This window comes from Amycolatopsis sp. NPDC058278, from assembly GCF_042881395.1.
Classification (GTDB): Bacteria; Actinomycetota; Actinomycetes; order Mycobacteriales; family Pseudonocardiaceae; genus Amycolatopsis.
Genome location: NZ_JBHVXZ010000060.1, coordinates 32,895 through 57,068, shown reverse-complemented (window position 1 = coordinate 57,068; position 24,174 = coordinate 32,895). Strand labels below are relative to the sequence as shown.

4 protein-coding genes and 1 pseudogene are annotated in these 24,174 nt (G+C 74.8%); all 5 read right to left on the bottom strand.

The window, feature by feature from the left end; translation table 11 throughout:
• Positions 1-1,206, bottom strand: a complete 1,206-nt coding sequence (locus ACFVYA_RS28290) for a cytochrome P450 (protein ID WP_387049259.1) — start codon at positions 1,204-1,206, stop codon at positions 1-3.
• The gene (locus tag ACFVYA_RS28285) at positions 1,203-2,456 is read right to left on the bottom strand and encodes an MFS transporter (RefSeq protein WP_387049257.1); all 1,254 of its coding nucleotides are present in this window, start codon (positions 2,454-2,456) and stop codon (positions 1,203-1,205) included. The genes ACFVYA_RS28290 and ACFVYA_RS28285 overlap by 4 nt, the downstream gene beginning before the upstream one ends.
• Positions 2,453-22,494: pseudogene (locus tag ACFVYA_RS28280) on the bottom strand (non-ribosomal peptide synthase/polyketide synthase). Before ACFVYA_RS28280 ends, ACFVYA_RS28285 begins: the two are co-directional and overlap by 4 nt.
• A gap of 49 nt (positions 22,495-22,543) precedes the next feature.
• A complete protein-coding gene (locus ACFVYA_RS28275) occupies positions 22,544-23,902 on the bottom strand; it encodes a serine hydrolase domain-containing protein (protein ID WP_387049255.1) in 1,359 nt (452 codons plus the stop codon).
• A 49-nt stretch (positions 23,903-23,951) separates the two neighbouring features.
• Positions 23,952-24,152, bottom strand: a complete 201-nt coding sequence (locus tag ACFVYA_RS28270) for an MbtH family NRPS accessory protein (RefSeq protein WP_013224966.1) — start codon at positions 24,150-24,152, stop codon at positions 23,952-23,954.
• Between the last annotated feature and the right edge of the window lie 22 nt (positions 24,153-24,174).

Here is a 24,174-nt window from a genome sequence, read left to right as displayed (position 1 = left end):
TCAGGACCGCTCCACGTCCAGCGGCAGATGCCTGACGCTGACGATCACCGACGGGTTCTGGAACTCCACCGGCGCGTCCGTGGCGACCGCCAGGTCCCGGTACCGCTCGAACAGCACCTCGAACGCGATCCGGCCCTCCAGCCGCGCCAGCGGCGCGCCGAAGCAGAAGTGGATGCCGTGGCCGAACGTCAGGTGCGGGTTGGGGTTCCGCGCCGGGTCGAACGAGTCCGGCCGGTCGAAGAACGCCGGGTCCCGGTTGGCCGCCGCCAGGTCCGCCATCACGATCGAGTTCTCCGGGATGCGGTGGCCGCCCAGCTCGATCTCGCGGGTCGTGCGGCGGCCCAGCTCGGGGAACGGCGGCAGCATCCGGAGCACCTCCTCCAGCGCTGCCGGCAGGCCGGCCGGCGACGACCGCAGCGCCGCCGCCGCGGCCGGGTTGCGGTCGAACGTCACCACCGCGTTGCCCAGCAACGCCGTCGTCGTGATGTGGCCCGCGATCAGCAGCAGCGCGACGAACCCCACGATCTCCTGGTCCTCGAGCCGCTCGCCGTTGAACTCCGCCGCCACCAGCCGGCTCGTCAGGCCCGGGCCGGGGTGGGCGCGGTGGTGCCGGATGTGGTCGAGGATGTAGGCGTTCATCTCGCGGATCGTCGGGGCGATCGCGTCCAGGGCGCGCTGGATGTCCGCCATGTCGGCCGACTCGCCCAGCTGGTCGCCGCTGAAGAGGACCTGGGCCCAGCGGGTGAACAGCGGGCGGTCCGCCACCGGGACGCCGAGCAGCTCCGCGATCACGATGATCGGCAGCGGGTACGCGAGGGCGTCGACGACGTCGAAGCGGGACGCCCCGGCGACCTCGTCGAGCAGCTCGCCGGCGATGGCCCGGATCCGCGGCTCGAGGCCGGCCACCACCCGCGGGGTGAACGCCTGGCTGACCAGGGTGCGCAGCTTGCGGTGGTCCGGTGGGTCCATCCCGACGAAGTTGCCCTTGCGGAAGGTTTCGAAGTCCTCCTGGACCGGGGTGAGCCCGCTGAAGTCCGACGAGAACGCCGCCGGGTCGGACAGCACCCGTGAGACGCCCGGGTGGTCGAGCACCCGCCACAGGCCACGCTCTTCGTCGTGGTGCACCGGGCCGCGCTCGCGCAGCTCGGCCGAGCGCGCCAGCAGGTCTTCGAAGGCGAACGCGACGCCGGATTCCTGGGTGGTCATGATGTTTTCTCCTCGGTCGTCGTCGGCTGGGATGCGGGGACGAGGGTGTCGCTGCGGGGGAAGCGGCGCAGGGTCGGGCTCACCGTGACGACCAGGGTCACCAGGGCGATCCCCGCGGCGCACAGCACGACCGCGCCGGTGCCGGGGAACGCCTGCACCACCAGTCCGCCGAAGGCGGGCCCGGTCGCCGCGGACACCCCGCCGATCACGCCCATCACGCTGGTCAGCCGGCCGCGCAGCCGGTCCGGGGTGAGCAGCAGCTGGTAGGTCCCGATCGTCGTGTTGGCGGTCGGCGGGAGCAGGGCCATGGCGACGAACAGCACGCCCAGCAGGTAGCCGTCGTGGATCACGGCCGCCAGCGGGGTCAGCAGGGTCAGCACCCAGAACACGCTCATGATCGACACGTACGGGCTGAGCCGCCGCTGGAGGTAGGGCGCGATCAGCGACCCCACCACTCCGCCGACGCCGAGCATCGCGGCCATCACGCCGATCTCGCCCGAGGTGACGCCCCGCTCCTTGGCCAGCACGATGATCACGATGTAGTAGGCGCTGAAGAAGAAGTTCAAGCTCACCGCGCACGCCACCGTGACGCGCACGTGCCGTTCGCTCCACACCCAGCGCAGCCCCTCGGCCATCTCCCGGCCGAGGTGCCCGCCCTCCAGCCGCGCGGCCTCGCGGCGCGGCGCCCGGACGAACGTCAGCGCGACCAGCGAGATCAGGTGGACGAGCACGTCGAAGGCGAACGGGACGGCCCGCCCGATGCCGTAGAGGAACCCGCCGACCGCGGTGCCCGACAGCTGGCCGAGCGCGCCGCGCGCGGAGTTCATCGCCACCGCCGTGGGCAGCTGGGCCGGGGGCACGACCCCGGCCAGCATCGCGCCTTCGGCCGGGCCGAACAGCGACCGGCAGCAGCCCATCACCGCCGCGACCGCGATCAGGTGGGGGATGCGCACGCCGTCCCACCAGATCGCCGCCACCAGGCTCGACACCGCCACCGCGTACGCGGCCTCGCAGCCGAGCAGGATCTTCTTGCGGTCCCACCGGTCCGCCAGCGCGCCCGCGGGCAGCCCGGCGACCAGCTGGGCCATCGCGTCGACGCCGAGCACCAGCCCGGACAGCGCCGGCGAACCGGTCACCGCCAGCACCAGCAGCGGCAACGCGATCATCGACGCGCTGAACCCGGCCTCCGACAGCGCCTGGCTGCCCCACAGCAGCCGGTAGTTCCGGTTCCGCGAAAGGCGCGTGGTCACCGCCGCTCCTTCCGGCTGTCGGCGGCGATCCGCCTGAGCGCGGTGGCGAAGTCGCCCACCACGGCTTCGACCGTCGCCCGGTCGTGGCGATCGGGCTGGTGGATCAGGGAAAACACCAGCTCGCCGTCCTGGACCGCGCCGACCAGGTCGAGCAGGTACGGGCGGTGCTCGGCCGGGTCGTGGTCGAGGCCGAGCGAACCGCGGGTCGCCGCGAAGAGGCTTTCGGAGGTCGCCGCCGCCCCGGAGTCGTCCCACTGGCCGAGGTAGTTGAACGAGATCTGCGGCTGCGGCCCGGTTTCCGCGAGCTGCTTCCGGACGTCCGGGTCGCCGAGGTGGCGAAGGGCGCCGTAGCCGAACCCGTTGCCCGGCACGGCCCGCAGCTGCTTGCGAACCGACTTGACCAGCGTCCGCCAGTCCGGGTCGTCCGCGCCGTCGACCGAGAGCGCCACCGGGTAGAGGGTGGTGAACCAGCCGACGGTCCGGTTGAGGTCGACGCCGTCGAGGACGTCTTCCCGGCCGTGGCCTTCGAGGGCTATCGAGACGGCCGGCCGTCCGGTCCACCGGGCCAGCGCCCACGCCAGGGCGGCGAGCAGGACGTCGTTGACGCGCGTGCGGTACGCCGACGGCGCCGAGCGCAGCAGGGCGTTGGTGTCGTCGGCGTCGAGCGCCACGGTGACCTCCGCCGAGCCGGTGCCGGTGGCGTCGTGGTCCACCGGCAGCTCGCCCGAGGCGGGCAGGCCGGTCCAGTACGCCAGCTCGTCGTCGAAGCCGCCGGCGCGGACGTGGTCACGCAGGCGGTGCGCCCAGTCCCGGAACGACGTCGTCCGCGGGCCGAGGTCGATCGGGACGCCCCGGGCGGCCTGGCGGTAGGCGGTGTCGAGGTCGTCGAGCAGGATCCGCCAGGAAACGGCGTCGACCACGACGTGGTGGGCGGCCAGGAACAGCCGCGGCCGCCACGCCGGATCGGCGGTGACCAGGACGGCCGCCAGCAGCGGGCCCCGCGCGAGGTCGAACCCGGCGTGGACGGCGTCGGCGATCCGCTCCAGCGCGGCCGCCCGGCCGGCCGCGGGCTCGGCGGTCAGGTCCTCGTGGCGCAGCCCCGGCACCGGCTCGACGTCGGCGTTGTGCTGGCGCCAGCCCCCTTCGGTGCGGGTGAACCGCATGCGCAGGGCGTCGTGGTGGGTCCACACCGCGGCCAGCGCCCGGTCGAGTGCGCCGGCGTCGAAGCCGTCGGCGAGCTCGACCAGCATCGACTGGTTGAAGTGGTGCGGGTTGACGGTGTGGGTGGCGAAGAACCAGTCCTGGATCGGGGTCAGCGGTAGCTCGCCGACGACCGGCCCGTCCGCAGCCGCTTCCTCGGCCACCGCGCCGGCTTCGGGGGCCAGCGCGGCGACGGTCTGGTGCAGGAAGATGTCCTTTGTGGACACGCGCAGCCCGGCCTGCCGGGCGCGGGACACGACCTGCATGCTGAGGATGGAATCGCCGCCCAGCTCGAAGAAGTTGTCGGCGGTGCCGACCCGGTCCAAGCCGAGGACCTGCGCCCAGATCTCGCAGAGCGCGCGCTCGGCCGGGGTCACCGGCTCGACGTGGCGGGTGGCCGGCTCGGCCGCGGCGGCGACCACGGGCAGGGCGCGGCGATCGACCTTGCCGCTCGGCCCGAGCGGCAGCGCGGGCAGCTCCAGCAGCGCGGCGGGCACCAGGTGCCCGGGCAGCGACCGGCTCAGGAAGCCCCGCGCGCCTCCCGGGCCACCCCCCCCAGGGGCGGGGCCCCCCGGGGCCGGGCCGCCCACCGCCACTGCAACACCCCCAGTCCGCCGGCGCCGGCCGGGCCGGCCCCCGGTTCGGCGACGAAGCAGGCGACCAGGCGCTTGTGGCCCGAGGAGTCCTGCTGGACGGCGGCCACCGCGGCGGCCACGCCGGGGTGGCGGGTCAGCGCCGCCTCGACTTCGCCGAGTTCGATGCGGAAGCCGCGGACCTTGACCTGGTCGTCGGCCCGGCCGGTGAACTCCAGCTGCACTGGTGACGTCGTCCACCGGACGACGTCGCCGGTGCGGTACATCCGCTCCCCCGGCGCGCCGAAGGGGTTGGCGGTGAACCGGTCGGCGGTCAGGCCCGGCCGGTCGAGGTAGCCGCGGGCCAGGCTCGGCCCGGCGACGTACAGCTCGCCGGCCACGCCGATCGGCACGGGTTGGAGGGCGGCGTCGAGCACGTAGCCGCGGGTGTTCGGGATGGGCCGGCCGATCGGCGGCGGCGTGCCCGGTTCCAGCGGGTCGCTCCAGGTCGCGACGATCGTCGATTCGGTGGGGCCGTAGGCGTTGATCATCCGCCGTCCGGGTGCCCACCGGTCGACGAGCTCCGCCGGGCAGGCGTCGCCGCCGACGACGAGGGTGCGCAGGTCCGGCAGGTCGGTGGCGGGCACGGTGGCCAGCGCGGCGGGCGGGATCAGGGTGTGGGTGATCCGGTGGGTGGCGAGGAACTCGGCGAGGGGTTCGCCGAGCAGCGGCTCGGGCGGGACGACGACGAGCGCGGCGCCACTGGGCAGCGCCAGGCAGAGTTCCAGGATGGACGCGTCGAAGCTGGGCGAAGAGTAGGCCAGGACCCGGTCCCCTTCGGTGACCTGGAGGTGTTCGGCTTCGGCGGCGGCGAAGGAGGCCAGCCCGGCGTGGGTGACGACCACGCCCTTGGGCCGGCCGGTGGAGCCGGAGGTGTAGATGACGTAGGCGGGGTGCTCGGGGCGGACGGGGACCGGCGGGAACGGCTCGGCCGCAGCGGCGGCGGGCACGGTCGGCTCGGCCGAAGCAGCGGCGGACGCGGCCGGCTCAGCCGATGCGGCGGCGGGCACGGCCGGCTCGGCCGAAGCAGCGGCGGACGCGGCCGGCTCAGCCGAAGCGGCGGCCAGGACCGAATCCTCGCCCACGCCTCCCGGCACCGCGGCCGGCACGGTGTCGAACAGCGCCGGGTCGTCGAGCGCCAGCACCTCCACTCCCTCGGGCGCCGGGGGCGCCAGACCCTCCAGGGTGAGGACCAGGGCCGGGCGGGCGTCGGCGAGCATGAACGTGATGCGCTCGATCGGGTAAGTCGGGTCCACCGGCAGGAACGCCCCGCCCGCCTTCAGGACCGCGAGCTGCGCCACCACGATCTCCACCGACCGCGGGAGGGCCAGGGCCACGATCAGCTCCGGGCCGATGCCGCGTCCGGCGAGCACCCGCGCCAACCGGGACGCGCGGCCCTCCAGCTCGGCGTAGGTGAGGGACTCGCCCGCGATGACCGCCGTCGCGTCCGGCGTCCGCCGCGCGCGGGCCGACACCAGCTCGGCCAGCGTGCGCGGCTCCACCGGGACGGCCGTGTCGTTCCAGGCACCCAGCACCAGCTCACGCTCGGCCGCGCCGATCAGCGGCAGCCGGGCCAGCGGCCGGTCCGGGTCGTCCGCGACGCCCGCCAGCAGGACACCCAGGTGGGTGGCCAGGCGGTCGATCGTGGCCGCGTCGAACAGGTCCGTGTTGTACGTCAGCGCCGCCCGCAGGACTCCGCCGTCCGGCTGGAACTCCAGCGTCAGGTCGAAGTTCGCCGCCGTCGCCGGCTGGGGCAGCTCCTCGGTCTCCAGGCCGGGCAGCCGGGCCGCTTCGCGGGGACTGTTCTGCAGCACCACCATCACCTGGAACAGCGGCGTCCGGCTCGGGTCGCGGCCGGGCTGCACCGCGTCGACGACCCGGTCGAACGGCAGGTCCTGGTGGTCGAACGCCGCGCGGACGCCCGCCGCGACCTCGTCGAGGAACGCCGTGAACGCCACGTCCGGACGGACCCGAGACCGCAGCACCAGCGTGTTGACGAAGAACCCGACGAGCCCTTCGAGCTCGGGGCGCTCCCGGCCGGAGGTGACCGTGCCGACGGCCACGTCGTCCTGGCCGGCCCAGCGGCCGAGCAGCACCTGGCAGGCGGCGACGAGCGTGGTGAACAGGGTCGTTTCCCGCTGCCGGCTCACCTGCTCGAGCCGGGCGGTCACCGCCGCCGGGACGACGATCTCGCGCGTCGCGCCGCGGGTGGTGCGCACCGGCGGGCGGGGCCGGTCGGTGGGCAGCTCCAGCGGGGTGAGGTCGCGCAGGCGCTCGGCCCAGTAGTCGACCTGGCCGGCCAGCACCCGCTCGGCGAGCCGGCCGCGTTGCCAGGCCGCGAAGTCCGCGTACTGCACCGGCAGCGGCGGCAGGTCCGCCGGTTCGCCGCGCAGCGCGGCCGCGTAGAACGCGCCGACCTCTTCGGCGATCAGGCCGTTCGACCAGCCGTCGGTGACGATGTGGTGCACCGCCACGGTGAGCACGTGCTCCCGCGGGGCGAGCCGGATCAGCTTGGCACGCAGCAGCGGCCCTTCGCCGAGGTCGAAGGGCTGCTCGCCGTCGGCACGCAGGATGTTCGCGAGCTCTTCCTCGCGAGCGTCGACGACCGGCAGCGGCACCGGCGACGGCGGGTGCACGACCTGGACGCCGTGGCCGTCGGCCGAGCCGAACGTGGTGCGCAGCGGCTCGTGCCGGGCGACCAGCGCGGTGAACGCCCCGGCGAGCGCATCGACGTCCAGTGCGCCGCGCAGGCGCACCGCGGAGCTGGTCACGTACTCGGTGCCGCCCGGCTCGAACTCGTCGAGGAACCACAGCCGCTGCTGGGCGAAGGACTGCGGCAGCTCGCGGTCGCGGGGCACGGCCGGGATCGGGTCCTTGGCGGTGGCCCCGACGGTTTCGATCGCGGCGGCGAGGCGGGAGACCGTGGGGTGCGCGAACACCGCCCGCGGCGACAGCGACACCCCACATTCGGCCAGCAGCCGGGACACCAGCCGGATGCTGAGGATCGAGTCGCCGCCCAGCTCGAAGAAGTTGTCCTGGGCGCCGACCCGCTCGACGCCGAGCAGCCGCTGCCAGATCCCGGCGACGGCGCGCTGGGTCGCGGTGGCCGGCTCGGCGTAGGGCCGCTGCGACGTCACCGGTCCGTCCGGGGCGGGCAGCGCGCGGCGGTCGACCTTCCCGTTGCGGTTCAACGGAAGCGCGGCCAGCACCAGCACGGCGGCGGGCACCATGTACTCGGGCAGGGACGCGGCCGCGTGCCCGCGCAGGCCGGCCGGGTCCGCGGTCCGCCCGGGGGCGAGGACGACGTGCGCGATCAGTCGCCGGGTGCCGGCGGCGTCCGCGTGCACGCTCGCGACCGCCTGGGCGACCGCCGGGTGGGCGGCCAGCACGGCCTCGACCTCGGCGAGCTCGATCCGGAACCCGCGCAGCTTGACCTGGTCGTCGGAGCGGCCGAGGAATTCCAGGTCGCCGCCGGGACCGCGCCGGACGACGTCGCCGGTGCGGTACATCCGCTCCCCCGGCGCGCCGAACGGGTCGGGGACGAACCGCTCGGCGGTCAGGCCGGGCCGGCCGAGGTAGCCGCGGGCCAGGCCCGCCCCGGCCAGGCACAGTTCGCCGGGCGCCCCGGCGGGCAGCGGGCGCAGCTCGGCGTCCACCACGTAGGCGCGCATGCCGTCGAGCGGACGGCCGATCGGCACGGGTGCGGGGACGACCGCCCCGCCGGTCATCCGGAACGAGGTGGCGAAGGTGGTCGTTTCGGTGGGGCCGTAGCCGTCGACCACGACGAGGCCGGGGCAGGCGGCCTGGACCGCCCGCACCACGGCGGGCGGGACGACGTCGCCGCCGGTCCACACCTCGCGCAGGCCGCGCAGGCAGTCCGGGGCGTCCTGGGCGAGCAGCCGGAAGAGCCCGGCGGTCAGCCACGCCGCCGTCACCCCGTGCGCGGACACCGCGCGCCGCAAAGATTCCACGGTGAGGTCGGGCCCGTCGGGCAGGACCGTCGCGCCGCCGTTGAGCAGCGGGACCCACAGTTCGTAGGTGGAGGCGTCGAAAGCCAGCGGCGAGTGCGCGAGCACCCGGGTGTGGGCGCCGCCGGCGAACCGGCCGTCCTGGGCCAGCGCGGTGATGTCGCGGTGGCGCACGGCGACGCCCTTGGGGACGCCGGTGGAGCCGGAGGTGTACATGACGTAGGCGAGGTTTTCGGGCGCCACGGAGCATTCCGGTGCGGTCCGCGACCGCTGCCCGCCCACGGTCCGTACCGGTCCACTGTGGACGGCTTCGGCGGTCGGCACCCAGCTGTCGCCGGACACCACGACCGACACCCCGGCCTCGGCGAGCACGGCCCGCAGCCGCTCGTGCGGCGCCCGGGTGTCCAGTGGCACGTAGGCCGCACCCGCCTTGAGCACGGCGAGTTCGGCGACGACGTGCTCGACCGACGGCTCCAGCAGCAGCCCGATCCGGTCTTCGGCGACGACGCCAAGGCCGGCCAGCCGCGCGGCCAGGTGGTTCGCCCGCTCGTCGAGTTCGGCGTAGGTCAGGCTGCGGTCGCCGGCGAGCACGGCGACGGCGTCCGGACGGCGCCGCACCTGGTCGGCGAACAGCGCGGGCACCGTGGACGGCGTCCCGGCGGCGCCCGGGCCGTGGGCGTCCGCGAGCACCCGGGCGCGCTCGGCGGCGTCGACCCACGGCACCCGGGCCAGGGGCCGGTCCGGGTCGGCGGTGACGGCGTCGAGCAGCCGGGCCAGCCGGTCGGTCAGGGCCGCCGTCGTGTCCCGGTCGAACAGCGCCGGGTCGTAGGCGAGGTCGAGGGCGAGGCCTTCGTCGAGGGACGCGCGCAGGCACAGCGGGAAGTTCGTGGCGTCGGCCGAGGCCACCTCGACGACCCGGGGCGCACCCGCGGTGGCGGGCTCGCTGATCGGGTAGTTCTCGAACACGACCATGCTGTCGAACAGGTTCTGTCCCGCCGGGACGTCGCTGAGCGGGCGCAACCGGGCCAACGACACGAAGTCGTGGTCGCGGGCCTCGCTCTGGGCCGTCTGCAGCTGCCCGAGCCACCGCGCGACCGGCTGGGTGCCGTCGACGCGGACACGGGTGGGGATGGTGTTGATGAACAGCCCGATCATGGTTTCGACGCCGGCCAGGTCGGCCGGGCGGCCGGAGACGGTGGTGCCGAAGACGACGTCACGGTCGCCGGAGAACATCGCCAGCAGCAGCGCCCAGGCGCCCTGCACGACGGTGTTGACGGTGAGGCCGTGGGTCCGGGCGAACTCCCGCAGCCGCAGCGTCGCGGCCGGCGGCAGCTCGATCCGGACCGAATCGGTGGACCGGGACTGGTGGGCTTCGGCCGGCGGGCGGTCGTAGGGCAACGCGGTCGGCGCGTCGAAGCCGGCCAGGGTGTCCCGCCAGAACGCGTCGGCCGCGGCCTGGTCGCGGCCGGCCAGCCAGCCGAGGTAGTCGCGGTACGGGCGCCGCGTGACCAGGGCGGGGCGGACGCCGGCGGTCGCGGCGGCGTACTGCTCGCAGGCTTCGGCGAAGACCTGCGCGGAGCTCCAGCCGTCGAACAGCACGTGGTGGGAGGTCCACACGAGGTCGACCTCGTCGCCGGGGAGGGCGGCGATCGTCAGCCGGGTCAGCGGGGCCCGGGTGAGGTCGAACGGCACGGCCCGATCGGCCGCCAGGGCGTCCCGCAGCGCGGCTTCGCGCTCCGCCGGGCCGAGGTCGCGCCAGTCGTGGTGGGTGACCGGCAGGGTCGCGGCGCGGTCCACCACCTGCACGGGCTCTTCGACACCCGTCCAGACGAGCCGGGTGCGCAGCACCGGGGTCCGGTCGGCGACCCGCTGCCAGGCCGCGGCGAGCGCGGCGGGGTCGGCGACGCGAGCGAGCCGGATGCGGACCTGCTCGAAGTAGGCCGGGGAGCCGGCGTCGACCAGGGTGTGGAACACCATCCCGGCCTGCAGCGGGGTCAGCGGGTAGACGTCCTCGACCGCGCGGCCGTCGCCGGCCACGGTGTCCAGTTCGGCCGCGCTCAGCCGGGCCAAGGGGAAGTCCGACGGCGTGCGGCCGCCCGCGCCCGGGGTGGCGCAGTGCGCGACGATCTCGCGCAACGCCGTGAGGACCTGCTCGGCGAGCCCGCGCACGGTGTCTTCGCGGTGCACGCCGGGGGTGTAGGTCCAGGCGAGTTCGAGCCGGCCACCGTCGACGATGCCGACGACGTCCAGGAGGGCCGTGCGCGGCCGCTCGGGGTCGATGTCGTCGCCGAGGTCGCCACCCCAGCCGCGGTACAGCCCGCCGTCGTCGCCGGCGGCGGTCCACTGTCCGTGGTAGTTCAGGGAAATCTGCGGCACCGGGTCGTCGTGCCGCCGCAGCGCGCCGTAGCCGAGACCCTTGCCGGGGACGGCTCGCAGCTGCTCCTTGACCGCCTTCAGGGTCGATCCCCAGTTTTCGGTCGCGGGGAGGGTGAGCGCGACCGGGAACTCGGCGGTGAACCAGCCGACCGTGCGGGACAGGTCGAGGTCGTCGAAGATTTCCTCGCGGCCGTGCCCTTCCAAACCGACGAGGACGCGTTCGCGGCCGGTCCAGCGGGCCAGTACCCGGCCGAGCGCGCCGAGCAGGACGTCGTTGATCTGCGTGCGGTAGACCTCGGGGACCTGGTGCAGCAGGGCGTCGGTGGTGGCGGGGTCCAGGCGGACGGTGACCGTGCGGGCACTTCCGGCGGTGTTCTCCCCCGTCGCGTCCACCGGCAGGTCCGGGTCGACTCCGTCGAGCGCTTCGGTCCAGTACGGTTGTTCGGCGTCGAAAGCGTGCCCCGCGAGGCGGTCCGCCCAGCGGAGGAAGCTGACCGGCGCCGGGCCGAGGTCGGCCGGCTGCCCGGAAACCACCTGGCGGTAGGCGGTTTCCAGATCGTCGAAGAGGATGCGCCAGGACACGCCGTCGACCACCAGGTGGTGGACGACCAGCAGCAACCCCGGTGCCTGCCCGGGAGCGGTGATCAGTGCGGCCGCGACGAGCGGGCCGCCCTCGACCCGCAGCGCCGCCCGAGCCTCGGCCGCGACCGTGCTGATGTCCCCACCGGACACGTGCCGCAGGGCCGGGATTTCCGCGTCGGGCCGGAACTCCTGCCGCCACCCGTCCCCGGTGCGGGTGAACCGGGTGCGCAGGGCGTCGTGCCGGGCCAGCACCGCACCCAACGCGGTTTCCAGCGCGGGAACCGAGACGGCCGGATCGAGCTCGGCGAGCGTGGACATCGTGAAGTGGTCGTGGTGGCCGGTTTCGAAGAACCACCGCTGGATCGGCGTGAGGGGCGCCGAGCCGGTGAACCCCGCTTCGGGCTCGGCGGCCGCTTCGGCGCCCGCGACGAGCGCGAGCTCGGCGATGCTCTGGTGGCGGAAGACGTCCCGGGAGGTCAGGCGCAGGCCACGGCGCCGGGCGCGGGAGACGACCTGGATGCTGAGGATCGAATCGCCGCCGAGGGCGAAGAAGTTGTCGTCTACGCCCGGTTCTCCGACGCCGAGGACGTCGGCCCAGATCTCCGCCAGCAGCCGTTCGGTGCCGGTGCGCGGGGCGGTCCGGCCCTCGGCCGGGGCGGGGTGGACGGCGGGCGCGGGCAGTGCCCGGCGGTCGACCTTGCCGCTGGTGGCCAGCGGCAGCCGGTCCAGGGGGACGAACACCGACGGCACCAGGTGGTCGGGCAGGGTCGACTTCAGCGCCGTCCGCAGCCGGGCCGGGTCCGCGGCGGACCCGTCGGCGGGGACGACGTAGGCGACGAGCCGGGCGTGGCCGTCGTCGCGGCGGGCGACGACGACCGTGTCGGCGACCTCGGGCAGGGCGCGCAGTGCCGCCTCGACCTCGCCGGGCTCGATCCGGAAGCCGCGGATCTTGACCTGGTCGTCGACGCGGCCGAGGTACTCCAGGTGGCCGTCGGCGGTCCGGCGGGCCCGGTCGCCGGTGGCGTACATCCGGCTGCCGGGCGGCCCGAAGGGGCTGGCGCGGAAGCGGTCCGCCGTCAGCCCGGGCCGGTTCAGGTAGCCGCGGGCCAGCTGGACGCCGGCCAGGTGCAGTTCACCGGGCACGCCGATCGGTGCCGGGCGGAGCCGGTCGTCCAGGACGTAGGCCTGTACGTTCCCGAGCGGGCGGCCGATCACCTCGCGCGCGGTTTCGCCGATCCGGCAGAGGGTGGCGTCGACGGTGCACTCGGTCGGCCCGTAGAGGTTGAACGCGGTGACGCCGTCGAGGTCGCTCAGCTCGCGCCACAGCGCTTCGCCGACGGCTTCCCCGCCGATCAGCAGCACCGGCGGGCGGTGTTCCCCGAACCCGGCGTCCAGCAGGTGCCGGACGAACGACGGCGTCGAGTTGACCAGATCGATCGCGTGCTCGGCGACGTACCCGGCCAGCACGCCCGGATCGAGCCGGGTCTCGGCGTCGATCACGTGCAGCTCGTGCCCGGCCGTGAGCATCAGCAGCACGGTTTCCCAGGACGCGTCGAACGAGAACGCCGCGGTCAGCGCCACCCGCAGCCGGTCCTTCCCGGCCGCGGCGGTGAACCGGCCGGCGTGGTCGACGGCGAAGTTGGCGAGCGCGCGGTGGCCGACGAGCACGCCCTTCGGTGTTCCGGTGGAGCCGGAGGTGTAGATCGCGTAGGCGGCGTGGTCCGGGGTGAGCGGCGCACGGCGGTCGGCGTCGGTGAGGTTCGTGTCCGCTTCTTCCGCGACGACCGGCTCGGTGAGCACCAGCACCGGCCGGGCGTCGGCCAGCAGCGCCTCCCGCCGGCGGGCGGGCAGCTCGGGGTCCAGGGGCAGGTGGGCGGCACCGGCCTTGAGGACGGCGAGCATCGTGACGACCAGGTCGGCCGAGCGCGGCAGGGCGACCGCCACCAGCCGCTCGGGCCCGGCACCCCGGGCGACGAGCACCCGCGCGACCCGGTTGGCGCGGGCGTTGAGCTCCGCGAACGACAACGCCGTGCCGCCGCAGACCAGGGCCGTCGCGTGCGGGGTCCGGGCGGCCTGGGCCTCGAACAGCTCGACGACTCCCGCGTCCGGCACCGGCCGGCCGGTCGCGTTCCACGTCTCGACGACGAGGGCGTGCTCGGCCGCGGGCAGCAGCGGCAGTGCGTCGACCGGCCGGTCCGGGTCGGCCACGACGGCGGTGAGCAGCACCGTGAGGTGCTCGGCGAACCGCCGCATCGTCGCCGCGTCGAACAGGTCGGTGTTGTAGTTCAGCAGGCCCCGCAGCCCGTCGGGCCCCTCCTCGAACTCGACGCTCAGGTCGAACCCGGCGGTGGTCATCGGCAGGGTCAGTTCCCCGGCCGTGAGCCCGGTGAGGGCGGGCAGGCGGTTGCCGGCGTTCTGCAGGGTCACCAGCACCTCGAACAGCGGGGTGCGGCTGGGGTCGCGGTCGGGGCTCAGCTCGTCGACGATCCGCTCGAACGGCACTTCCTGGTGGGCGAAGGCGTCCAGGACCGTCCGGCGGACGGCGCCGAGCAGCTCGCCGAAGCCCCGCCGTCCGTCCACTTGCGACCGCAGGACGACGGTGTTGACGAAGAGGCCGACGAGGTCCTGGACCTCCGGGTGGTCGCGGCCGGAGGTCACCGTGCCGACGGCGACGTCGTCCTGGCCGGACCAGCGGCGCAGCACCAGCTGGCAGGCCGCGACCAGCGCGGTGAACAGCGTCGTGTCGCGGTCGCGGCTCAGCCGGCGCAGCCCGGCGAGGGCCTCGGCGCCGAGGGTGAACTCGTGCTCGGCGCCGTTCGAGGTCCGGGTGGCCGGGCGCGGGCGGTCGGTCGGCAGGTCCAGCGGGCGCAGGCCGTCGAGCTCGTGGCGCCAGAAGCCGAGCTGCTCGTCGAGGAACTCGCCGGTGAGGCGCTCGCGCTGCCACGCCGCGAAGTCCGCGTACTGGACGGGCAGCGGCGGCAGGGTGACCCGCTCGTCGCCGTAGAGGGTGGCCAGCTCGCCGGCGAGGACGCCCATCGACCAGCCGTCGGTGATGATGTGGTGCAGCGACAGCACGAGCGCGTGGTCGTCCACGGCGAGGCGGACGAGGCGCGCCCGCAGCAGCGGGCCACGGGCGAGGTCGAACGGCCGGGCGAGGTCGTCGGCCAGCAGCCGCCGCAGCTCCTCCTCCGCCGTCGACGAGCCGGCGAGGTCGGTGACCGGCAGCGCGAGCTGCCACGGCTCCCCCACGACCTGGCGGGGGCGTCCGTCGACGGCCGGGAACGTGGTGCGCAGCGACTCGTGCCGGGCGATCAGCGTGGTGAGCGCCCGGCCGAGCGCGTCGGGCCGCAGGTCGCCGCGCAGCCGCACGCCGAAGACCGTGACGTGGTCGGTGCTGCCGGGCGCGAAGTCGTCGAGGAACCACAGCCGCTGCTGGGCGAAGGACAGCGGCAGCTCGGCGTCGCGGCCGGCCGGGGTGATCGCCGCGGACAGCGGCGTGGCGGACGCGGCGGGCAGCGCGGCCGCCAAGCCGGCCACCGTCGGGTGGTCGAACACCGTGCGCGGGGACACCTCGACGCCGAAGGCCTCTCGCAGCGCGGAGGTGAACCGGATGCTGAGGATGGAATCCCCGCCCAGCTCGAAGAAGTTGCCGTCGGCCCCGACGCGCTCCAGGCCGAGCGTGGCGGCCAGCACCGTCGCGACCGTGCGTTCGGCTTCGGTGCGGGGTTCGGCGAACTCGGTGCTTTCCGGCCCCGCCGCGGCGGGCGCGGGCAGCGCGCGCTGGTCGAGCTTTCCGTTGCGGGTCAACGGGAGTTCGTCGAGCATGACGAACGCCGATGGCACCATGTAGTCCGGCAGCGACCGGCCGAGGTGCTCGCGCAGCCGCGCCGCGCTCGGCGGGGCGTCCGGTGTGGCCGGGACGACGTAGGCGACCAGCCGCTTGCGGCCGGGTTCGTCCTCGCGGGCCAGCACCGCCGCCGAGCCGACGTCGGTCAGGGCGAGCAGGGCGGTTTCGATCTCGCCCGGCTCGATCCGGAAGCCGCGGATCTTCACCTGCTGGTCGGCGCGGCCGTGGTAGCGCAGGGCACCTTCGCGGGTGCGGGACACGCGGTCACCGGACCGGTACATCCGGGACCCGGGCGCGCCGAACGGGTCGGCGACGAACCGGGCGGCGGTCAGCCCCGGGCGGCCGAGGTAGCCGCGGGCCAGGCCGTCGCCGGCGACGTAGAGCTCGCCGGGCACGCCGGCCGGGACCGGGTTCAGGTCCGGGTCGAGGACGTACCCGCGCAGGTCGGGCAGGGCGGTGCCGATGAGCCCCGGAGTGCCCACTGTGTCCCTGTCGGACCGAAGGTCGTGGTGGGTGACGTGCACCGTGGTTTCGGTGATGCCGTACATGTTCACCAGCCGCGGCGCGCGGTCGCCGTGGCGGGCGAACCAGCCGGCCAGCCGGCGCGTTTCCAGGGCCTCGCCGCCGAAGATCACGTACCGCAGCGCAAGCCGGCCGCCGGCTTCGGGATCGTCCTCGTCGGCCCGGATGAGCTGGTAGAACGCCGACGGCGTCTGGTTGAGCACGGTGACGCCCTCGTCGGCCAGCAGGCGCAGGAAGTCCCGCGGCGAGCGGGACACCGCGTGCGGGACGACGACGAGCCGGCCGCCGTGCAGCAGCGGGCCCCAGATCTCCCACACGGAGAAGTCGAACGCGTAGGAGTGGAACAGCGTCCAGACGTCGTCCGAGCCGAACCCGAAGCGGGCGTCCGTCGCGGCGAACAGGCGCGTGACGTTGCGGTGCGGGATCACCACGCCCTTGGGCAGCCCGGTCGAGCCGGAGGTGTAGATGACGTAGGCGGGGTGGTCGGGCGTGCAGCGCAGCGGCGGGTCGGTCTCGGGGCCCGTCTCGACGTCGACGTCTTCGGGGGTGAGGACGGCGACGGGATCGGTGTCGGCGCACATCCGCTCGACGCGTTCGGCCGGGGTGGCCGGGTCGATCGGCAGGTAGGCGGCGCCGGCCTTGAGCACGGCGAGGATGGCGACGACCTGCTCCGCCGAGCGCGGCAGGCGCAGCGCGACGAACCGCTCGGGCCCGGCGCCGAGCTCGATCAGCCGGTGCGCCAGCCGGTTCGCCCGCGCGTTGAGCTCGGCGTAGGTCAGGGAGACGCCGTCGGCGGTGAGCGCGATCGCCTCCGGCTGCGCCGCGACCCGGGCGGCGAACAGCTCGGTGATGGTGGGGGCGGGCAGCGACGCGGGCCGGTCGGCGGTGAGCCCGGCGCGGTCCTCGGCCGACAGCCACGGCAGCCGGGCGATCGGGCGGTCCGGGATCTCGGCGATCCCCAGCAGGAGAGTCTCCAGCCGGGCCGCCATCGCGATGGCGGTCTCCTCGTCGAACAGCGCCGGGTCGGTGCCCAGCTCGAAGCCGAGACGCCGGTCGACGTAGGCGCGCAGGGTGACCGGGAAGGTGGTGGCGTCGAGGGCGGTCACCTCGCGCAGCGTGACGCCCGCCTGCGCGGCGGCGTTCTCGTCGAAGGGGTAGTTCTCGAACGCGACCATGCTGTCGAACAGGTTCTCCCCCGGCGGGACGTCGCTGAGGGCGCGCAGCTTCCCGAGCGCGAGGAAGTCGTAGCGGCGGGCCTGGTTCTGCTCGTCCTGCAGCCGCCGCAGCCACGACAGCACCCGCTCGCCGCGGTCGATCCGCGTCCGGGTCGGGATGGTGTTGATGAACATCCCGATCATGGTCTCCACGCCAGGCAGGTCGTCGGGCCGGCCGGAGACGGTGGTGCCGAACACGACGTCGGGTTCGCCACTGGAGTGGGCCAGCAGCAGCGCCCAGGCCCCCTGCACGAGCGTGTTGACGGTCAGGCCGTGACGCCGGGCCACGTCTCGCAGCCGGGCAGTGTCCTCAGTGGACAAAGACGTCCGGACCGTCCGCGACGAGCGCGTCCGGTGCGCGCTCGCCGGGGACCGGTCCCACGGCAGCGGGGTCGGAGCGGCGAAGCCGGACAGCACCGTGCGCCAGTGGTCTTCGGCCGCGGTGACGTCCTGCGCGGCGAGCCAGCCGAGGTAGTCGCGGAACGGCCGGTGCGCCGGCACGCGGGGCACCCGGTGCTCGGTGATCGCGGCGTACTGCTCGCACACCTCGGTGAAGATCCGGGCCAGGCTCCAGCCGTCGAGCACGATGTGGTGGGAGGTCCACATCAGCAGCACGCGGTCGTGGGTCAGCGCGATGATCGCCAGCCGCATCAGCGGGGCGGTGGTGAGATCCAGGCCCGTGGCGGCGTCGTCGGCCGAGAGCCGGTCCAGCTGGGCGGTCTGCTCGGCTTCGGACAGGCCACGCCAGTCGTGGCGGGTGATCGGCACGACCGCCCGGTGCCGCACGACCTGCAGGGGGTCCTCGACGCCCTCCCAGACCAGTTCGGTCCGCAGGACCGGGGTGCGGTCGGCGACCTGCTGCCAGGCCTGTGCGAACGCGTCGGGGTCGCGAACACCGTCCAGGAGCATCCGTGCCTGGTCGACGTAGGCGTCGGCGGTGGGATCGAGCAGGCTGTCACATCCGGGGCTCCGCCCCGGGCCGGGGGCTCCGCCACCCGGACCCCCCGCAAAAAGGCTGTGGAACAACATGCCCGCCTGCAGGGGGGTCAGCGGGTAGATGTCGTCGACGGCGCGGCCGTCGCCGGCAATTCTGTCCACAGTGGATTGATCGAGCCGGGCGAGCGGGAAGTCCGACGGCGTGCGGCCGCCGCTGCCGGGCCGCGCGCAGTGGGCGACGATCTCGCGCAGGCCCGCGAGCATCGCCTCCGCCAGCTCGCGGACGGTGTCTTCGTCGTTGACCTGGTCGGAGTAGGACCAGGTCAACGACAGCGCGCCGGACTCGACGACGCCGGTGACGTCCAGCTGGTAGGTGCTCGCCTCGTCCGGGGCGATGTCGGCGCCCGGGCTGTCGTGCCGTCCGCGGAACAGCCCGTGGTCACCGGCCTGGGCGTCCCAGCGGCCGTGGTAGTTGAAGCAGATCTGCGGCAGCGGGAACGCCTGCAGCGCGTGTCCGGGCGCGCCGGGCTCGCCGAGGTACCGCAGGGCCTCGTAGCTCAGGCCGCGGCGCGGGACGGCCCGCAGCTGCTCCTTGACCGCCTTGAGGGTGGCGCCCCAGTCCCCCGACGGCGGCAGGTCGAGCGCCACCGGGAACTGCGTGGTGAACCAGCCGATGGTGCGGGAAAGGTCCACGCCGTCGAGGACGTCCTCGCGGCCGTGCCCCTCCAGCGCGATCAGGACGCCGTCTTCCCGCGTGCGGTCGGCCAGTGCCCGCCCGAGGGCGCTCAGCAGCACGTCGTTGACCTGGGTCCGGTAGGTCGCCGGGACGCGGTGCAGCAGCGCGTCGGTGTCTTCGGCGCCGAGGGTCACGGTCAGCGTGCGGGTGGAGCCGGTGGTGCCGGCGCCCGCGTGGTCGGCCGCCAGCGCCGCCGGGACCCGCCGCGCCACGCGCGTCCAGTGCTCGAGGTCGTCGTCGAACCCGCCGGAACGGACGTGCCGCTCCAGCAGGTGCGCCCACTGGGTGAAGGGCGTGGCGGTGGCCGCGAGCCGGACCGGCGCCCCGGCGGCGACCTGGCCGTAGGCGGTTTCGAGGTCGCCGAGCAGCAGCCGCAGCGAAACGCCGTCGGTGACCACGTGGTGCACGGCCAGGAACAGCAGCGGCGGCCGGGCGCCGCGGACGAGCAGCGCCGCGCCGGCGAGGGCGCCGGTGGCCAGGTCGAGGCCGGCGCGCACCTGCGCGGCCGCGGCCTCGACACCGGCGCGCTGCCCGGCGTCGCCGAGCGAGGACAGGTCCCGGATCCGCAGGACGCCGGTCGGCGGCTCCGGCGTGACCTCCTGCCGCCACTGCCCGTCGACGGTGAAGAACCGGGTCCGCAGGGCGTCGTGGTGGGCGACGACCGCGTCGAGGGCGGCCCGCAGCGCCTGCGGGTCGACGTCGGCGGGCAGCTCGAGCAGCTGCGACATGGTGAAGTGGGCCAGGGGCCCGTGGGTGGCGAAGAACCAGTGCTGGATCGGGGTGAGCGGGGCGGGGCCGGCGACCGGTCCCGCCGCCGGGGCCTGGACCGCGGCGGTCTGCACCGCGGTCGCGAGCCCGGCGATGGTCTGGTGCAGGAAGATGTCCCGCGAGGTGAGCCGCAGGCCGGCCTGGCGGGCTTGGGCGACCACCTGGATGCTGAGGATCGAGTCGCCGCCGAGGCCGAAGAAGTTGTCCTCGACGCCGATGCGGTCGTTGCCGAGCACTTCGGACCAGATCGCCACCAGCTGGTGCTCGACGGCGGTGCGCGCGGGCACGTAGGCCTGGCCGCTGTCCGCCGGGGCGTCGGGGGCGGGCAGGGCCCGCCGGTCGACTTTGCCCTGCGGGGTCAGGGGGATCGCGTCGATCGGGACGAACGCCGAGGGCACCAGGTAGTCCGGCAGCGTGGCCCGCAGGGCGGCGCGCAGCTCGTCGGCGGTGGGCGGCACCGGTCCGGCGCCGACGACGTAGGCGACCAGCCGGGCGTGGCCGCCGTCCGGCCGGTGGGCGACCACGACGGCCGCGGTGACCCCGGGCAGGCGGACCAGCGCGGCCTCGACCTCGCCCGGCTCGACCCGGAAGCCGCGGATCTTCACCTGGTCGTCGAGCCGGCCCAGGTACTCCAGCTGCCCGTCCGCGGTCCAGCGGACCCGGTCGCCGGTGCGGTACATCCGCTCGCCCGGCGCACCGAACGGATTGGCGACGAAGCTGCCGGCCGTCCGGCCCGGGCGCCCGAGGTAGCCGCGGGCGAGCTGCGCCCCGGCGAGGCACAGTTCGCCGGGCACCCCGGCGGGGACCGGCCGCAGGTCCTGGTCGACGACGTAGGCGCGGGTGTTGGCCAGCGGACGGCCCAGCACCGGGCGGGCCGTTTCGCCGACCCGGCACGAGACGGCGTCCACTGTGTACTCGGTGGGGCCGTAGAAGTTGTGCGCCACCGTGACTTCGGCGCCGGCGAGGTCCCGCCAAAGGGTGTCGTCCAGGGCTTCGCCGCCGAGCATCAGGATCTTGGGCCGGTGCCGCGGGTCGGTCAGCAGCCCGGCGGGGATCAGCCGGCGCAGGTAGGTCGGGGTGAGGTCGAGGAAGTCGATCCGGCGTTCGGCGATGTGGCCGACGAGGGCGTGGGCGTCGAGCCGGACGTCGTCCCCGATCAGGTGCAGCTCGTGGCCGTCGGCCATGAGCAGCGGGCCTTCCAGGGACGTGTCGAACGACAGCGTGGCGGTCAGCGCGACCCGCAGCCGCCGTCCGGGCGGGGCGAAGTCGTGGCGGTGGTTGAAGAGCAGGTTGGTGAGGTTGCGGTGCGGGACTGCCACGCCCTTCGGGCGGCCGGTCGACCCGGACGTGTAGATGACATAGGCCGTGTTGTCCGGCCGCAGCGGCGCCCGGCGGTCGGCGTCGGTGAGGTCCGCGGCGGAGTACTCCTGGTGCGCGGCGGCGATTTCCGCCGTTCCGAGGACCAGGGTGGCGCCGGCGTCCCGCCGCAGCAGCTCCTTCCGGTCGGCGGGCAGGGCCGGATCGATCGGCAGGTACACCGCACCCGCCTTCAGCACCGCCAGGAAGGCCACGATGGCCTCCGCCGTCCGCGGCAGCTCGAGCGCCACCACCCGCTCGGGGCCGGCGCCCAGCGCGACGAGGTGGCGGGCCAGGCGGTTGGCGAGCGCGTTGAGCTCGGCGAAGCTCAGCGCGATGTCCCCGGCGACGAGCGCGGTCTCGTCCGGGCTGCGCTGGGCCTGCGACTCGAACAGCTCGGTGACGGTGGCCGCGGGCACGTCCAGCGCGGTGTCGTTCCAGCCGGTGAGCAGCCGGCGGCGTTCGTCGCCGGTCAGCAGCGGCAGCTCGCCGACCGGGCGCCGCGCGTCGGCGGCGATCGCGGTCAGCAGCACGGTGAGGTGCTCGCCCAGCGCGACGGCGGTCCGCTCGTCGAACAGGTCGGTGTTGTACTCCAGCGAGCCTTCGAGCGCGGCCGCGGCCGGCTGGAACTCGACGGTGAGGTCGAAGTTGGCCGCGCGGCGGGCCACCTCGACCGGCTCGGCCGTCAGCCCGCCGAAGTCCGCCGGCCCGCCCTGGCTCCCGTGCAGCAGCACCATCGCGTCGAACAGCGGGTTGCGGCTGGCGTCGCGGTCGAGGCGCAGGGCTTCGACGAGCTTTTCGAACGGGGCTTCGGCGTGCTCGAAGGACTCCAGCACGGTGGTGCGGACGGCGTCGAGGAACGTCCCGAACGGCGCGGTCCGGTCCACAGTGGACCGGATGACGACGGTGTCGACGAAGAAGCCGACCGTCCGCTGCAGTTCGGGCCGGTTCCGGCCGGACACCACGGTGCCGACGGCGATGTCGCTCCGGCCGGTGTAGCGGGCGAACAGCACCTGGCAGGCCGCGACCAGCACGGTGTAGAGCGTGGTGTCGTGGAGCCGGGCCAGCTCGGCCAGTCCCGCCGCGACGCCGGCCGGGACGCTGAAGCGGTGCACGGCACCGGCCGTCGTGCGCACGGCCGGCCGCGGCCGGTCGGACGGCAGGTCCAGGGGTTCGACGCCGGCCAGCTGGGTCGTCCAGTAGGCGAGGTGCCGGTCGAGGGCGGGTCCGGCGAGCCGGTTCCGCTGCCACACGGCGAAATCGGCGTACTGCACCGCCGGCTCGGGCAGCTCGGCGGGTTCGCCGCGCACGGCGGCCGCGTACAGCGCGCCGAGCTCGCCGACCAGGATGCCCATCGACTCGCCGTCGGTGACGATGTGGTGGGCGGTGATCAGCAGGATGTGCTGCTCGTCGGCGACCCGCACCAGCAGCAGCCGCACCAGCGGGCCGCGGCGGAGGTCGAACGACCGGCCGTACTCCGCCTCCAGCACCTCGTCCAGGTCGGCCGGCCGCAACGCGGGGTCGGTGGTCAGGTCGACCGTCCGCACCGGGATCTCCGGATCGGCGTGGACGACCTGCACCGGGATGCCGCCGGTGTCGTCGACGGTCGTGCGCAGCGACTCGTGCCGCGACACCAGCCGCGCCAGTGCGCCGGTGAGGGCGCTCGTGTCGAGCGGCCCGGTCAGCCGCAGCGCCACGGCGCTGTTGTACTCCGCGTCCCCCGGGCGGAACTCGTCGAGGAACCACAGGCGCTGCTGGGCGAACGACAGCGGCAGGGCGTTCTCCCGCGGCGCCCGGCCGATCACGTCGGACCGCTCCGCCCGCCCGGCCAGCCGGCGCTTGAGCGTCTCCCGCAGTTCCGCGGGCAGCGCGTCGATGCGGCTCTTCCTCGAGGTGGTCATCGCTTTCGTTTCCTTACAACAGAAGTCGGGTGGTGCGGGGGGCTGGAGATCAGGAGGCGCGGCGGCGGCGCCGGGCGACCCGGCCCCCGGCCTGCATGGCGCTGACGGTGCCGGTGGCCGGGTCGGTCAGGAAGCGGCCGCCGATGATCCGGCGGCCGGTGCCGGGTTCGCGCACCGAGAACGACCCGTCGCGCAGCAACGCCAGCTCCGGGTAGACCTCGCCGTCGACGACGAGCACGGCGCCGCCGTCCGCGCGGACGTCCACCTGGTACTCGAGGTCGCCGTTGGTGTAGCGGCCGGTCAGGTCGGCGGCCGGGCGCGCGGCCCGGGCGAGGTCGTGGGGCAGCTCGTAGTCGCCGACCGGCAGGCCATCGGCGCGCAGCGCCGCGACCAGGTCCGTCCACAGCGCCGAGCCGGTGCTCCCGTTGGTGGTGAGCGCGACGACCCGGCCGTGCTCGGCGTCGATCCGCAGGTGGCAGGAGGTGCCGTCGGCGGTGCCGTCGTGGCCGGTCCAGTCCGCGTCGGCGCCGCGGTAGCCGGCCAGGCCGAGCCCCCAGCCGTCGGCCAGCCCGAACGGCTCCGCCCCCGGCACCGGGCGGCGCATGAGGTCGACCAGGTCCGCCGGCAGCGGGCCGTCGCCGCCGCAGCACATCAGGCCGAACGCGGCGAGGTCCCCGGCGCTCAGCGCGAGCGCCCCGGCCGCGGCCTCGGCGGGGGTCAGGGTCTGCGCGACCGGCCGGGCGCGGCCGGTCGCCGCGTGCACGGCGTGCCCGCTGACGTGGGCGGCGGTCCGGCGCCGCGCACCCGGCTCCACGACGAACGCGGCCTCGATGCCGAGCTCGCCGAGCAGCATCGTGTCCATCGCCTCCCACCAGCTCATCCCGGTGATGGCCTCGACCAGGTAGCCGGTGAGGACGTACCCGACGTTGGAGTAGGAGAAGCCCAGCCCGGGCGGCTGGACGAGCCCGGCGTCGCGGCAGGCCCGCAGGTACCGGCGGGCCGAGCCGCCCCCGTCCGCGTCGGCGCCGAGCGCGGCCGGCAACCCGCCGGTGTGGCTCAGCACCTGCCCGACGGTGGGTCTGCCGACCTGGGGCCCGAGGCCGTCCAGGTGCTCGCCGAGCGGGTCGTCCGGGTCGAGGTCGCCGTCGGCGACGAGCAGCATCGCCAGTGCCGCGGTGAACGCCTTGGTGATGGACCCGGCCGGGAACTTCGCCTCGGCGATGATCTCACCGGCCGTGGCCGACGCCGTCCGGCCGCTGTCGTGGACGACCAGCTGGGCGGCCGGGACGCCGTGTTTGTGGGCGAGCCCCGCGAGCAGCCGCTGGAGGCGGCCGTCGGCGGGCGACCGCGGGTCCGGGACGTCCCGGACCACGGGTATGAACTGGGAAAACGTCGAAGGAGAGGGCATCAGAGGGGACCTTCCGCGTCGGTTCGGTGGGCCGGGGAGCGCCGCCGGCTCAGCCGTCGGCGGCCATCTGCCGCTGCAGGCTCAGCGGCCGCATGTCGGTCCACACCTCGTCGACGTGGTCCATGCACTCCTGGCGGCCGCCGCGGAAGCCGTCGGCCCGCCACCCCGCGGGTACCTCGTTGGCCACCGGCCACAGCGAGTACTGGCCCTCGTCGTTGACCAGTACCTGGAATTCGGCGTCGTCCTGCATGGGGATTTCCTTTCCGGTCGGT